General features: G+C 69.8%; 14 protein-coding genes. 5 read left to right on the top strand and 9 right to left on the bottom strand.

All coding sequences use genetic code 11. The features are described from left to right. Positions 1–9: 9 nt before the first annotated feature. Together ACLBYD_RS04450 and ACLBYD_RS04445 are read right to left on the bottom strand one after the other, a co-directional pair. Positions 10–438, bottom strand: a complete 429-nt coding sequence (locus ACLBYD_RS04450) for a carboxymuconolactone decarboxylase family protein (protein ID WP_447815551.1) — start codon at positions 436–438, stop codon at positions 10–12. A gap of 92 nt (positions 439–530) precedes the next feature. Continuing rightward, complete coding sequence (locus tag ACLBYD_RS04445) at positions 531–953, bottom strand: limonene-1,2-epoxide hydrolase family protein (RefSeq protein WP_447815550.1); 423 nt, start codon at positions 951–953, stop codon at positions 531–533. Positions 954–1115: 162 nt separating this feature from the next. Between ACLBYD_RS04445 and ACLBYD_RS04440 the strand changes: the two genes are divergently transcribed. Continuing rightward, positions 1116–1706, top strand: a complete 591-nt coding sequence (locus tag ACLBYD_RS04440; RefSeq protein WP_447815549.1) for an LGFP repeat-containing protein — start codon at positions 1116–1118, stop codon at positions 1704–1706. A 124-nt stretch (positions 1707–1830) separates the two neighbouring features. Here ACLBYD_RS04440 and ACLBYD_RS04435 read toward each other — a convergent pair whose 3' ends face one another. Both ACLBYD_RS04435 and glpX read right to left on the bottom strand, forming a co-directional pair. Further along, positions 1831–3246 carry a class II fumarate hydratase gene (locus ACLBYD_RS04435; RefSeq protein ID WP_447815548.1) on the bottom strand — a complete coding sequence of 472 codons (1416 nt, stop codon included), beginning with the start codon at positions 3244–3246 and terminating at the stop codon, positions 1831–1833. A 104-nt stretch (positions 3247–3350) separates the two neighbouring features. Then, entirely contained in the window at positions 3351–4385 is a 1035-nt protein-coding gene (gene glpX, locus ACLBYD_RS04430) for a class II fructose-bisphosphatase (protein ID WP_016693944.1), read from the bottom strand. A 183-nt stretch (positions 4386–4568) separates the two neighbouring features. On the opposite strand from glpX, the gene ACLBYD_RS04425 reads away from it, so the two are divergent. Then, positions 4569–5138 carry a DUF4245 domain-containing protein gene (locus ACLBYD_RS04425; RefSeq protein ID WP_024103281.1) on the top strand — a complete coding sequence of 190 codons (570 nt, stop codon included), beginning with the start codon at positions 4569–4571 and terminating at the stop codon, positions 5136–5138. A 44-nt stretch (positions 5139–5182) separates the two neighbouring features. On the opposite strand, the gene ACLBYD_RS04420 is transcribed toward ACLBYD_RS04425, so the two are convergent. Genes ACLBYD_RS04420 through ACLBYD_RS04410 form a run of 3 tightly spaced genes read right to left on the bottom strand, consistent with a single transcriptional unit; the run spans position 5183 to position 7379 of the window. Beyond that, complete coding sequence (locus tag ACLBYD_RS04420) at positions 5183–5458, bottom strand: exodeoxyribonuclease VII small subunit (protein ID WP_447815547.1); 276 nt, start codon at positions 5456–5458, stop codon at positions 5183–5185. Beyond that, positions 5455–6720: an exodeoxyribonuclease VII large subunit gene (gene xseA / locus ACLBYD_RS04415; protein WP_447815546.1), complete on the bottom strand. Its 1266-nt coding sequence runs from the start codon at positions 6718–6720 to the stop codon at positions 5455–5457. Before xseA ends, ACLBYD_RS04420 begins: the two co-directional genes overlap by 4 nt. Next, positions 6717–7379: a lipid droplet-associated protein gene (locus ACLBYD_RS04410; protein WP_447815545.1), complete on the bottom strand. Its 663-nt coding sequence runs from the start codon at positions 7377–7379 to the stop codon at positions 6717–6719. The genes xseA and ACLBYD_RS04410 overlap by 4 nt, the downstream gene beginning before the upstream one ends. Positions 7380–7478: 99 nt before the next feature. Between ACLBYD_RS04410 and ACLBYD_RS04405 the strand changes: the two genes are divergently transcribed. Beyond that, on the top strand, positions 7479–8477 hold the full coding sequence (locus ACLBYD_RS04405; RefSeq protein WP_106200449.1) for a 4-hydroxy-3-methylbut-2-enyl diphosphate reductase: 999 nt from the start codon (positions 7479–7481) through the stop codon (positions 8475–8477). A 77-nt stretch (positions 8478–8554) separates the two neighbouring features. Here the strand turns inward: ACLBYD_RS04405 and ACLBYD_RS04400 are convergent, their stop codons facing one another. Next, on the bottom strand, positions 8555–9454 hold the full coding sequence (locus ACLBYD_RS04400; protein WP_447815544.1) for a DUF6542 domain-containing protein: 900 nt from the start codon (positions 9452–9454) through the stop codon (positions 8555–8557). Positions 9455–9478: 24 nt separating this feature from the next. Next, positions 9479–10642, bottom strand: coding sequence for a DNA recombination protein RmuC (locus tag ACLBYD_RS04395; RefSeq protein ID WP_447815543.1), 1164 nt, complete (start codon positions 10640–10642; stop codon positions 9479–9481). Between the two features lie 77 nt (positions 10643–10719). On the opposite strand from ACLBYD_RS04395, the gene ACLBYD_RS04390 reads away from it, so the two are divergent. Together ACLBYD_RS04390 and ACLBYD_RS04385 are read left to right on the top strand one after the other, a co-directional pair. After that, positions 10720–11925, top strand: a complete 1206-nt coding sequence (locus tag ACLBYD_RS04390) for an exonuclease SbcCD subunit D (protein ID WP_447815542.1) — start codon at positions 10720–10722, stop codon at positions 11923–11925. Further along, on the top strand, positions 11922–14200 hold a 2279-nt coding region (locus tag ACLBYD_RS04385; protein ID WP_447815541.1), incomplete at its 3' end, for an AAA family ATPase. The genes ACLBYD_RS04390 and ACLBYD_RS04385, both read left to right, overlap by 4 nt.

Raw genomic sequence — 14200 nt, 5'->3', positions numbered from 1 at the left:
CCGTCGTCGTCACGCCTCGTCGGAGGCGTCGGTGTTCTCGGAGAGGGGGCCCAGTTCGGCCTCGAGGACTTCCTGGACCACGCGCATCGCAGCGAGTCCGGCGGGGGCGCCGCAGTACGCCGAGCAGTGGATGACGGATTCGACGATCTCCGTGCGGCCGAGCCCGTTGCGCAGGGCTCCCCGGACGTGTCCGCGCAACTCGTTCTCGGCGCGCAGCGCGATGAGCATGCCGAGGTTGAGCAGGCTGCGGCTGCGCCGGTCCAGGCCGGGACGCGACCACACGGCACCCCAGGCGTGCTCGGTCACGAATTCCTGCATCGCCTCGGAGTCGGTGCCGCGGGAACGCTCGAACGCCCGCTCGACGAAGTCGTCACCCATCACTTCGCGCCGGATCTCCAGACCCGCCGTGAATCCCGGAGTGTGCTCGGCGTCGGACATGTCATCGCTCCCTGCTGATCCGTCGCCGAACGGTTCGGCGACGAACGGATTCTATGGGGGCGTCCTCGGGAGAGTGGTGGGGGTGAGGGACGTCAGGAACGACGCAGGACGGCACGCAGTACGCCCACGACGGTTCCGCGGAGGAAGGTGAGGACGTCGAAGTGGTCGTCCCACACGGCGATCCGTCCGTCGCGCAACTCGAAGGTGCCGCATACCCAGAACTCGATGCGCACCGGCCCGAAGCGCAGGATGTCGGTGCGTTCGGTGAGCACGATGTCGCCGTCGGCCGCGATGTGGTGGACGACGACGCCGAAGCCGACCGAAGGTCGCGCGAGACCGGCGAGGATCTTCCGGACCCGGGCGCCGCCGCGGATGGTGGGGAGCCAGGTGTTGTGCCACGCGATGTCGTCGGTGATCAGCGAAGCGGCGCGGTCGATGTCCTCCGCGGCCGTTGCCTCCAGGAAGTCGGTCACCGTCGCGACGGCGTCCTGCGCGGCGGCGGTCTGTGTGCTCATCGTTCTCCTCGGCGTCGGTTGCGTCGCATCGTAGCGGCAGGATGCCGGGGGGTGGGGCGGATTCGTGCACGGCGCGGAATCACCGGAAACCGGGTTGTGCCCCGGAGGAGTCGGGCACCCTGAGATCAGGTACCCGTCCTCTCGAGTGACAGGAGCGAACCGATGAATCGAATTCCCCGACGCAGAGCAGCGTTGGTGGCGGCCGCAGCGGCGGTCGGACTGGTGGTCGCGGGCTGCAGCGACGACCAGTCCGCGGAGGACACGGTGGGCAGCGCGACCAGCGCGGTCCAATCCGCCGCCGAGAGTGTGGCGTCCGAGGCGGAGAGCGCCGTCGAATCGATCACGCAGGGCGACGATTCGCCCGAGGCCGACGAGCCCGCGGCGGATCAGTCCAGCGCGGTGCCGGGACCGGACGGCGAGCAGGTCGAACTCAGCGGACCGATCCTGCAGAAGTACGACGAGGTCGGCGGCGCGTCCAGCCCGCTCGGCGCCGCGACCGGCCAGCAGGAAGAGGTCGGCGACGGCTACGTCGCGGAGTTCGAGGGCGGCATCATCGCGTGGAGCCCCGACACCGATTCCCACATCGTGTGGGGTGAGATCCGCACGGCCTGGGAGGCCGCGGGCGGTGCCGGTGGTGACCTGGGCTTCCCGATCACCGACGAGGAACAGACCCCCGACGGTGCGCGGAGCAACTTCCAGTTCGGGTACATCACGTGGGCACCCGGCGCCGGGACCGAGGTGGTCCAGGAGTGAGGTGACTCCCGGATCACCGAGCCCTTGCTATCCGCTGACGTTTTCGCCATCCGCTACAGCGAATTGCCGTAGCGGATGGCGAAATTCGTAGCGGATGCAGACAGGTCGATCGGGACTCTGCGGGTCAGGACTCCTCGTCCACCCGCGTCATCGCCAGGACGTCGAGGCGGCGGTCCAGTTCCTCCTCGCTCAGGCCGTCGCCGACGAGTCCGCGGTCCACGACGGCCTGACGGATCGTCTTCTTCTCCTTCAAAGCCTCCTTGGCGACCGCGGCGGCCTCCTCGTATCCGATCGCGGAGTTGAGGGGAGTGACGATCGACGGCGACGACTCCGCCAGTGTGCGCAGATGTTCGACGTTCGCGACCAGCCCGGTGATGCAGCGATCGGCGAACAGCCGGGAGACGTTGGCGAGCAGACGAATCGACTCGAGGACGTTGCGGGCCATCACCGGGATGTAGACGTTGAGTTCGAACGCCCCGGCCGCGCCGCTCCACGCCACGGTGGCGTCGTTGCCCACCACCTGTGCGGCGACCTGCGTAACCGCTTCGGGAAGAACGGGATTGACCTTGCCCGGCATGATCGAGCTACCGGGCTGCAGATCGGGGAGCTGGATCTCGGCCAGACCCGTGAGCGGACCGGATCCCATCCAGCGGATATCGTTGGCGATCTTCGTCAGCGACACGGCGACGGTGCGCAGCGCCCCGGACACCTCGACCAGAGCGTCACGCGCGGCCTGCGCCTCGAAGCTGTCGCGGGCCCGCTGCAACTCGTCGAGCCCCGTGGTCTCGACGAGCACGGCCACGACACGCGGACCGAAATCCGCCGGTGCGTTGAGGCCCGTGCCCACCGCGGTACCGCCGATCGGCAGTTCGCCGAGGCGGGGGAGGGTCGCGCGGAGACGTTCGATCCCGGCCTCGATCTGGCGGGCGTAACCACCGAACTCCTGGCCCAGGGTCACCGGGACCGCATCCATCAGGTGGGTGCGGCCCGACTTGACGACCGTGCGCCATTCCTTCGCCTTCTCGTCGAGGGCACCGTGCAGGTGCTCGAGGGCGGGGATCAGATCCTTGACCGTCGCCTCGGTCGCGGCGACGTGCGTCGCGGTGGGAAAGGTGTCGTTCGACGACTGCGACATGTTGACGTCGTCGTTGGGGTGGACCGTGACGCCGGCCTTCGAAGCGAGCGAGGCGATGACCTCGTTGGTGTTCATGTTCGAGCTCGTGCCCGAACCGGTCTGGAAGACGTCGATCGGGAACTGGTCGTCGTATTCACCGGCGGCGATGGCATCGGCGGCGGCGACGATCGCGTCGGCCTTGTCGGGGTCGAGCAGACCCAGGTCCTTGTTCACCCGGGCACAGGCGCTCTTGAGCAGACCCAGCGCGCGGATCTGTGCGCGTTCGAGTCCACGGCCCGAGATCGGGAAGTTCTCCACGGCGCGCTGCGTCTGGGCGCGCCACAAGGCGTCGACCGGAACCTGGACCTCGCCCATCGTGTCGCGTTCGATACGGAACTGCTGAGAAGACTGTTCGGTGTCGGTCATGTCCTCCACGTTATGCCGCCGGAACGAACGAGGAGGGGCACTGCACCAGAACTCGGTGCAGTGCCCCTCCTCGGAACGATCGCTGTGGATCAGGGCGGTGTGGATCAGGGCATGGGCGGCGGCGAGCCGGCGACACCGTGGAAGTCGATGGACGAGAACTCGCTGAGTTTCTGCAGGCGGTGGTACGCCTCGATCATGCGGACCGTGCCCGACTTGCTGCGCATCACGATCGACTGCGTCTCCGCGCCACCGGCGGAGTAGCGGACGCCGCGGAGCAGCTCACCGTCGGTGACGCCGGTCGCGCAGAAGAAGATGTTCTCGCCGGTGACGAGATCGGTGGTGGTGAGGACGCGGTCGAGATCGTGTCCGGCGTCGATGGCCTTCTGGCGCTCGGCGTCGTCCTTCGGTGCCAGGCGACCCTGCAGCGCGCCGCCCATGCAGCGCATCGCGGCCGCGGCGATGATGCCCTCGGGGGTACCACCGATGCCGAGCAGCATGTCGACACCCGAACCCGGACGTGCAGCGGCGATCGCGCCGGCGACGTCGCCGTCGGAGATCAGACGGATGCGGGCACCCGCCTCGCGCACCTCCTTGATGATCTGCGCGTGGCGCGGACGGTCGAGGATCGTCACGGTCAGGTCGGCGTGCGCGATGTTCTTCGCCTTCGCGACGCGGCGGATGTTCTCCGCGATCGGGGCGGTGATGTCGATGACGTCGGCGGCCTCGGGACCGACGGCGATCTTCTCCATGTAGAACACGGCGGACGGGTCGAACATCGCGCCCCGCTCGGCCACGGCGAGCACCGCGATCGCGCCGGGAGCGCCCTTCGACATGAGGGTCGTGCCGTCGATCGGGTCGACCGCGACGTCGCACAGCGGACCGTCGCCGTTGCCGACCTCCTCGCCGTTGTACAGCATGGGCGCTTCGTCCTTCTCGCCCTCACCGATCACGACGACACCCTGCATCGACACGGAGCTGACCATGTGCCGCATCGCGTCGACTGCGGCGCCGTCGCCACCTTCCTTGTCGCCGCGTCCGACCCACCGGCCGGCCGCCATCGCCGCGGCTTCGGTGACGCGGACCAGTTCGAGCGCGAGGTTGCGGTCCGGAGCTTCGCGGCGTGGGGTGCTGGCCGTCATGGGCTACTGCCTCCTGGAGACTTTTCGGTCGACGCGGGTTGCGCCGGCAGAGGGAGCGGGCGCCGAGGGCGCCCGCACGATCCGTGTGTGTCGCGTGGCTATTGTCTCATCACGGCCGATGGTGTGGGCTGTCGGACCCGCCCGGCCTGAACCTGCCCGTTTCGTAGCTGTCAGACTGGACGGGTGGCATCCAAGAAACCTCGCATCCTGCAAGACGGTCGCGATATGGCGTGGTCGCTGATCCCGCTGCTCGTGCTGATTCTCTTCATCGCGGCGATCGCCAGCCAGTGCGAGTTCAAGCCCGGTGGACCCACGGCGGGTCCGGTGCCGAGCTTCGACATCGATGCCGGCCTGAAGTACGACGCGGCGGAACTCGGATTCCCGATCCGCCACCCCGAGGTGCCCGAGGACTGGCAGCCCAACTCCGGTAGCCGCAGCATCGTCTCCGGCAATCAGGGCGGCGATTCGAGCACCGTCGGTTTCATCACCCCCGCAGGTCGCTACGTGCGCTTCACCCAATCGGATGCCGGTGAGGACGAACTGGTGCGATTCGTCGCCGGAGGTGCCCGCACCGCCACCGACACCAGGTCCGTCGAGGGCCACGACTGGGTGGTCTACGGCGGCGAGGGCGTCGAAGCACTCTGGGTGTCCGACTTCGGCGACGTGCGCATCCTGATCGGTGGCTCCGGCGACGAGGCGGAGTTCACCACCCTGGCCACGGCCGCGGGCAGGGCCGAGCCGCTCGAACCCTGATCCGGGTCGAATCGGTCGAGCTCTGATGGCGAGCTCGGTCGAGGTCAGTCCTCGTCCTCGTCGTCGTCCTCGTACTCGTCGTCTTCGTCCTCGTCGTCCGCGAGGGAGAGTGCCTGCTCGACACGTTCGCGGGCGCCGGCGAGGTGTTCCTCGCAGCGCTTCGCGAGCGCCTCGCCGCGTTCCCACAGCTGCAGCGAGTCGTCGAGGTCGAGTCCGCCCTGTTCGAGCATCTTCACGACGTTGACGAGTTCGTCCCGAGCTCGCTCGTAGCCGAACTCCCGCACATCGGCGTTGGCGTCGTCGGTTCCCGCGTTCGTCACTGTCCTGATCTTCCTTGTCGTTCGTGTCCCATGACGGCGGCGCGGGCCGCGCCGTCCGCCACGCGCACCCGAAGCTGGGTGCCGATGGGCATCTCGTCGAGTGTGCGTACCACTTCGGGGGCGCTGCCCGGCACGATCCGCTGGACCACGGCGTAGCCACGCGCCAGGGTCGCCGCGGGCCCGAGGGTCGCCAACCGTGCCCGCAGGTGTTCGAGCGTCGACGACTGCGACGAGATCAATCGCATGACGTCGCGTCGTGCCGCGTGCTGCAACCGCTCGATCTCCTCGTTCCGCCGGTCGAGATCGCGGAACGGATCGGCCAGGACGGGACGGTCGCGCAACTGTGCGATCACGTGTTCCTCGCGCCGGACCCAGTTGCGCAGTGCCGCCGCCGACCGTGCCCGCAACTCGTCGACGAGATCGAGTTCGGCGACCGCATCGGGTACGACGCGCTTCGCGGCGTCGGTCGGGGTCGCGGCCCGCAGGTCGGCGACGTGATCACAGAGCGGACTGTCGGGCTCGTGGCCGATCGCGCTGACCACGGGGGTCGTGCACGCGGCGATCGCGCGGCACAGCGCCTCGTCGGAGAACGGCAGCAGATCCTCGACGCTGCCGCCGCCGCGGGCGAGGACGATCACGTCGACGTCCGGGTCCTTGTCGAGTGCTTCGAGGGCGTCGATGAGCTGCGTGACCGCGGTCGGGCCCTGCACCGTCGCGTGGCGGACGTCGAACTGCACGGCCGGCCAGCGACGCTGCGCGACCGACAGCACGTCGCGTTCGGCCGCGCTGCCGCGGCTGGTGACCAGACCGACGCGGCGCGGCAGGAAGGGGAGGGGGCGCTTCAACCGCGGGTCGAACAGTCCCTCGGCCGCGAGCAACGCGCGCAGTCGTTCGAGCCGCGCGAGCAGTTCGCCGATACCGACGGCCCGGATCTCGGTGACCCGCAGCGCGAGGCTGCCGCGGCCGGGCCAGAAGGTCATCTTCCCGAACATGATCACGCGGCTGCCCTCGGTGAGCGGCACCCCCGACTGCTGCAACAACTGGGGTGAGCAGGTCACCTGCAGGGACATGTCCACCGACGGGTCGCGCAGGGTCAAAAACGCCGTCCGCGTCCCGGGTCGGGCGTTGATCTGGGTGATCTGCCCTTCGACCCAGATGGTGCCGAGCTTGTCGATCCACCCGGCGACCTTCTGCGCCACGGTGCGGACGGGCCAGGGCTGCTCCGCGGAGTTCGGGCGTGCCGCGTTCTGTCCGGCCGTCACTTGTTACGCGCGCTCGTGATCCGGTTCGACAGCATCGTCACGAACGGAGTACGCGCGGCGTGAGCATTCTCGTATTCGAGCAACGCTGTGAGCTCGTCCACCGACAGTGCGCGCAGGCGGGCACGCAGCTGGGCGAGGGTCAACGAGTCGTAGTCGAGGTATTCGACGATCTCGGAACGGTCGCCGGCGACGACCTTCGTGTCCGTGGTCTCGCCGATCTTCGTGCCCTCGGCGTCGGCGGTCTTCTTCGCGGGGCCCTTCGTCGTCGCGGTGCCGGCCTTCACCGGTGCGGCCTGCTCGGCCACGGGTGCGTCGGCTTCGGTCGCCGGCGGGATCGAGTACAGGGCGAACCGGCCGGGAGCGCCGTTCGCGGCGCTGTTCGTCGAGGTCGCGGTCCCGTCCGAGGGGGTCGAGCCGTCGTCGTCGAAGGTCGCCCACTGTGCGGTCTCGGCGGGCTCCGCTCCGAAGATCTCGAAGAACTGGTCGCCCTTGATGGCGAGCGAGGTCATGACCTGCTGCACTCGCATCGTCGTCTGCAGGATCTGGCTCACCGTCGTCATCGGCAACGAAACGGCTGTGCTCGGCAGCTTGAGGGTCTCTTCGTACGCGGTGACAGCAACGCCGGCAGCCACCCGTGCCAGGAACGGTGGACGGATCATGCCCCAAGACTGCCCGATGATCGGCGTGATTGGTAGCCGGGGAGCACGTCGGCTGCGAGCTGGAAAGCCCCACTCCGACGCGCCCCGTACTCTTGAGGTATGTCTGCGCCTGTTCCTCTCGAAGTCGGGATCACACGGTCCGCCGGTCCCTCCACCTCCGGAAAGCGCGTCCTGCTCGCCGAGCCGCGCGGCTACTGCGCCGGCGTCGACCGCGCCGTCGAGACCGTCGAGAAGGCGCTCGACAAGTACGGTGCGCCGATCTACGTCCGCAAGGAGATCGTGCACAACCGCCACGTCGTCGACACCCTCGCCGACCGCGGTGTGGTGTTCGTCGACGAGACCGACGAGGTGCCCGAGGGTGCCGTGCTCGTGTTCTCGGCGCACGGTGTGTCGCCCGCGGTCCACGAATCGGCCGCTGCCCGGCAGCTGCGCACCATCGACGCGACCTGCCCGCTGGTGACGAAGGTCCACCAGGAGGCCAAGCGCTTCGCCCGCGACGACTTCGACATCCTGCTCATCGGTCACGAGGGCCACGAGGAGGTCGAGGGCACCGCAGGTGAGGCCCCCGACCATGTGCAGCTCGTCGACGGCCCCGACGCCGTCGATTCGGTGACCGTGCGCGATCCGTCGAAGGTCATCTGGCTGTCCCAGACCACCCTGAGCGTCGACGAGACGATGCAGACCGTGCAGCGTCTGCGCCAGAAGTTCCCGCAGCTGCAGGATCCGCCGAGCGACGACATCTGCTACGCCACGCAGAACCGCCAGGTCGCGGTGAAGGCGATGGCGCCCGAGTGCGATCTGGTGATCGTCGTGGGGTCGCGGAACTCGTCGAACTCCGTGCGGCTCGTCGAGGTCGCCCTCGGTGCGGGTGCCCGGGCAGCGCACCTGGTCGACTACGCCAAGGAGATCGATCCGGCCTGGCTCGAGGGTGTCGAGACCGTCGGCATCACCTCCGGCGCGTCGGTCCCCGAGATCCTCGTTCAGGGCGTCGTCCAGTTCCTCGACGAGCGCGGTTTCCACGACGTGCAGTCGGTGACGACCGCCAACGAGACCCTGGTGTTCGCCCTGCCGCGCGAACTGCGCGCGTCGCGTCGCTGAACCGGGTAGTTCCGTAGAGCGAAGACGCCGGTNACCGCCGTGAATCGGCAGGTGACCGGTCGTCTTCGTCGTGTGGGTCAGTCCTCGTAGCGGTCGCGGTACCGCACGCGCGGCGGCTCATAGCCCTGCGTGGGTGCGGGGGAGGGCGCCGGTCGACCGGTGTCCGGCTCGGGTGCCGGACGGCGCCGCGGCTCGCGGACCTCCGGCTGCACCGGGTCCGCAGGTCGGGGAGCGCGGGCACGCCGGGGAGCGGGCTGCTCGGCGGCCGGGGATTCGGGACGGACGCGGCGACGGGGTCGGGTGTCGGCGACCTCCCGGACCGACGCCTTCGCGGCCGGCGTCCCGCGGCCCGAAGCGGTGCGAGGTGCATCCGCAGGGGTGGCCGTCGCCGGTCGCCTCCGGCCCGTGCGCCTGGTCGGCCGGTCGTTCGCAGCGCGTGTCGGCCGGTCGCCCGCGGCGCGAGCGGGGCGGTCCTTCGCGGTTCCGGTCTTCGCTGCCCGCGGCTTCGCCCGCTCTCGCGGCGCACGGGCACGTACTCCCGTGTTCTGTCGGGTCACGAAGATCCGGAAACCGCCGATGGCCAGTGCCAGGAGTGTCGCCACCAGCATCGCCGGGAAGCGGTTCACCAGCGGATAGGCGACGTTGAGCGCGAGATCCTTCAATCCGCCGGTGCTGTCGGAGGAGACGATCTCCTGACCGATCGGCACCGCGAGGAGCAGCAGCAGAGGCGGCTGGGCCATGGCCGTGAACAGTCCGCGATAGCGCACCGCCACCACGGCCGCGACGCAGCCGAGCACGTAGAAGACAGTGAACGCAGAGGTCAGTTCGTTCCCGCGTGCGCTGTCGAGCAGCACCCCGAGAAGCGTCGTTCCGGCTGCGATCGCCACGGCACCCCACCAGGGCACACCGGGCACCGTAGGCACCAACGACCGCATGTCGAGCGGCACCGCCGAACGTGCACGTTGGGTTGCAGACACAACGTAGACATTAGCGTGGCGATGTCAGCTCGCTTCGTCGACAGGACCGTCCGCCACTGCTCTTTCTGCCAGAGTGCTGCGTCGCGGCCAGGCGTCGACACGCTGCACCTCGGGCACCTCACCGTCGAATATTTCCAGGTCGTGGAGCTTGCGGGCCGTCACGCCCACCCGGGTGTCCATCGACGAGACCGTCATGTTGAACGAATCGACGGCCTTGCCGAGCTGGTTGCCGAGCCGGTCGAGGTGGGAACCGACCACACCGAGCCGTTGGTGCAGCTCACGGCCCAATCGGTGGATGGTCGCGGCGTCGCGGGAGAGCGCCTCCTGCCGCCAGGTGTGCGCGATCGTGCGCAGCAGCGCGACGAGCGTGGTCGGTGTGGCGAGGATGACGTTCCGGGCGAAGGCGTGCTCGAGCAGATCGGGATCGGCGCCGAGCGCGGCATCGAGGAACGGATCGCCGGGGACGAACAACACGACGAACTCGGGCGTCGGGTCGAACGACTCCCAGTAGGCCTTCGCCGCCAGTTGGTCGATGTGGGTGCGCAGTTGGCGTGCGTGGCGCGTGAGGTGCCGGTCGCGCTCGTCGGGATCCTCGGCCTCGGCGGCATCCAGATAGGCGGCGAAGGGCACCTTCGCGTCGACGACGATCTGTTTGCCACCGGCGAGGTAGACGAGCAGGTCGGGGCGTACTCCGTCCTTGCTCACCTGGGTGTCGAAGTCGCAGTGCCGGACCATCCCGGCGAGCTCGACGACGCGTTCGAGCTGGATCTCGCCCCATCGTCCGCGGATCTGTGGCGCGCGCAGCGCGGTGACCAGCTGCTGGGTGCGCGTGGACAGCAACTGCGACGCGCGGTGCATGCCCTCGACCTGCTCGCTCAGCCCGGCATAGGCGTGCACGCGGTTGCGTTCGACGTGTTCGACCTGCCGGGCCAGCGCTCCCACGGCCTCGTTCAACGGGCCGACGAGCCGCGAGACCTGGTCGCCGATGGCACCGGACTGCCGGCGCGCGGCATCCTCGCTCACCGCTGCCAGCGACTGACGCAGCTGCTCCTCGTTGTCGCGCAGGGCTGCCAGCTGCGCCTCGGCACGGGCTGCGCGTTCGCCGTCGCGGGTGGCTCGCAACAGCCAGCCGAGCACCACCCCGAGACCGAGCGCGACGAGCAGGCCGAGTGCCGTGAGTGCTGTCATGTGGCGGATGATGCCTCATCGATGCGACATCCACCCGACATCCGGGGATGTCGGTCCTCTCCTCTACCGTCTGTCCCATGCGGATCCTGCACACCTCCGACTGGCACATCGGCCGCACCTTCCACGGTGTCGACCTGCTCGCCGACCAGGCGCGTGTGCTGCGGGCCATCGCCGATCTGGTGGCCGAACGCGGGATCGACGTGGTGGTCGTGCCGGGCGACGTGTACGACCGGTCGATTCCGAGTTCCGACGCAGTGGCCGTGTGCAATGCCGGCCTCGAGGCCATCCGTGAGGCAGGGGCGATCATCGTCGCCACCTCCGGCAACCACGACTCGCCGGTCCGGCTCGGTGCCGGCGCTGCCTTCGCCGCGCACGGGGGTCTGCACCTGATCACCCGCGTATCTCAGATCGACAGCCCTGTCGTCCTGCACGACGAGCACGGCCCGGTCCGCTTCTACGGCATCCCGTATCTCGAACCCGAGATCACCCGCGCCGAGCTCGGCGTCCCCGAGGCCCGTTCGCACCAGCAGATCCTCGACGCGGCGATGGAACGCGTGCGCGCCGATGTCGCGGGTCGCGACGGCGGCACCGATGTCGCGGGTCGCCACGGCCGCACGGTCGTCCTGGCCCACGCCTTCGTCGTCGGTGGCGAGCCCAGCGACTCCGAGCGGTCCATCTCCGTCGGCGGGGTCGAGACGGTCGCCGCGTCGTCGTTCGACGGTGCCGACTACGTCGCGCTGGGCCACCTGCACTCGCCGCAGACGGTGAGCGAGACGGTCCGGTACTCGGGATCGCCGCTGCCGTACTCCTTCGGCGAGCGCTCGCACCGCAAGGCGGTCTTCGTCGTCGACATCGACGCCTCGGGTGCGGCGTCCGTCGAGCGCGTCGATCTCCCGGTGATCCGCGAATTGACCCGTCTCGAAGGCGAACTCGACGATCTGCTCGCCGATCCCGCGCATGCTGCCGTCGAGGAGCACTACGTCTCCGCGGTGCTGACCGACGCGATCCGCCCGCTCGACGCCATGCGCCGCCTGCAGGAGCGGTTCCCGTACGCCGTGCACGTCGAATGGCAGCGACCGGCCGGGTCCACGGAGGGCAGTTATCGCGACAAGGTGCGCGGTCGCAGCGATCGCGACGTCGCCGCGTCGTTCCTCACCGACGTGCGTTCCGAACCGTCCGAGCGCGAGCGCGGCTGGATCGACGAAGCGTTGAGGGAGGTCGACCGTCGTCGTGGCATCGGCGACGAGACCGACACGCAGTGGCGGACGGACGTGCCGGCATGAGACTGCACCACCTCGAGATCACGGCCTTCGGTCCGTTCGCCGACACCGTCGAGATCGACTTCGACGAACTCGGCGCCGACGGGCTGTTCCTGCTGCACGGGCAAACGGGCGCGGGTAAGACGTCGATCCTCGACGCGGTCGCGTTCGCGCTCTACGGCACCGTCCCCGGGGCTCGCTCCGAAGGACGCCGGTTGCTGTCCGACCACGCACGGGTGGGTGCCGTGCCGACGGTTCGGCTCGAGGCGACCATCGCGGGTCGCCGCCTGTCCATAGAACGCAGCCCCGAGTTCGAACGCCCGAAGAAGCGCGGCACCGGCACGATCAAGCAGAATGCCAAGGCGAATCTCACCTGGGTCGACGGGTCCGGGGAGAACCTGTCGCGCGCCCAGGAGATCGGCGACGTCGTCAAGTCGCTGCTCGGGATGAGCGCCGAACAGTTCTTCCAGGTGGTACTCCTTCCACAGGGCGATTTCGCCCGGTTCCTGCGCGCGAACAGCGAAGAGCGCGGCAGACTGCTCGAGCGTCTGTTCGACACCACCCGTTTCGGCGACGTCGAGCAGTGGTTCCGCGACCGCCGCGGTGCCGGAACGAAACTGCTTGCCGAGCAACAGAAGAAGGTCGAAGTCCTCGCGGCGAAGGTAGCTGCGTCCGCCGGGATCGAAGCGGGCGCCGATGCCGATCCGGTGGAGTGGGCGGGCCGCCTGCTCGCCGCGGCCGCCGAGAACCGCGACGACGCCGCCGCGGCCCTGTCGCGCGTCCGCGCCGTCGACGACGCCAACCGGCGCAGGCTCGACGAGACCGTCGCTCTCGTCGACCGACTCCGCCGTCGCCGCGACGCCCTGAACGTCCTCGCCGAACTCGAGCAGACGCAGTCGCAGCGCGTCGCCCTGACGGCCGAACGCGACGCCGCGCATCGCGCGGTGAGCGTCGCGGTCGTCGATCGGGAGGCCGACCGTCTCGCACGCGAGGCCGATGCCGCCGCAGCGCGCGCCGAGACGGCCGCCGCGCCGCTCCGGAGCGACGACGAAGGACTCGATCTCCTCGACGCTGTCGGGCCGACACCATCCGCCACCGATCGCGACATCGTCCGTCCTCGATGCGAGGAATGGTCCTCGGAGGCAGCGCGTCTCGACGTGTTGCTCGATCGCCGACGTCGTCTCACCGAGCTCGAGGCAGACCGCGAGAAGTCCGTCGGGCGCCGCCGCGCTCTCACCGACGAGCGTCGGCAGGTGATCGACGAACGCGCCGCGCTGCCCGAGCGGTCGACCGCCGCCGCCGAGGCGGTCGCCGAGGCCGAGCGCGCAGCCGCGATGCTCCCGGGCCTGTCCACCGTGCGCGACCGTGCCGCCGACGCGCTCGACGCCGCCACCGAACTGTCTTCGCGCCGAACCGAACTCGAACGACTCGAAGCCCGGGTGCTGCAGCTGCACTCCGAGTTCAACGACGCCCGCGACGCGCACCTCGACGTCCGGCAGCGTCGGATCGACGGGATGGCCGCCGAACTCGCCGCGCGTCTCACCGACGGCGAACCGTGCGCGGTCTGCGGTTCCACCGAGCATCCCGAGCCCGCCCGCCCGGCGCCCGATACCGCGACGAAGGCCGACGAGGAACGCGCCCACGCCGCCGAGCAGCGCGCCGCCACCGCACTGAGCGAAGCACGCGAGGCCGTCACCGAACTCTCCGGGATCGTCGCCGTCCTCCGGCAGCGTTGCGGCGACGCCGAACTCGCCGAGCTCGCCACCGCCCACGCCGAGGCGGTCCGCGCCCACGACGAGGCCGCCACCGTCGCCCGCCGGCTCGACCACCTGCGCGCGGCGGTCGAGGATCTGCGCAAGCTCGACACGGTGCTGGCCGAGCAGGAGAAGCGGCTCGACGCCGAACTGTCCGAGCTCGCCCGCGAGGACGCGGTCCGCGTAGCCGAGATCACGGAGATCCGCGAGCGCATCGTCGAGGCTGTCGGCGACCTCGACCTGCTCGCCCCGCGACGGAAGACGGTCGCGGCACTGTCCGCCGCCGCAACCGCACTGCTCGACGCCCGCACCGCCGCGCTCCAGGCCCGCACGGCCGCCGACGAACGCGCCGCCGACGCCCGCACCGCAGCCGCCGAGGCAGGCTTCACCGACCTCGACAGCGCCCGCGCGGCCGTCCGGACGCCCGAGCGACTCGCCGAGATCGACCGCGTCCTGCGCGCCGCCGACGACGAACGCGCGGTGGCCACCTCCATGCTGAACGACCCGGCGATCGCGGCCCTCACCGGCGACGAGGTCGCCGACGT

It is taken from the genome of Rhodococcus sp. C26F (assembly GCF_053345925.1).
This window is presented reverse-complemented; position numbering and strand designations above follow the sequence as displayed.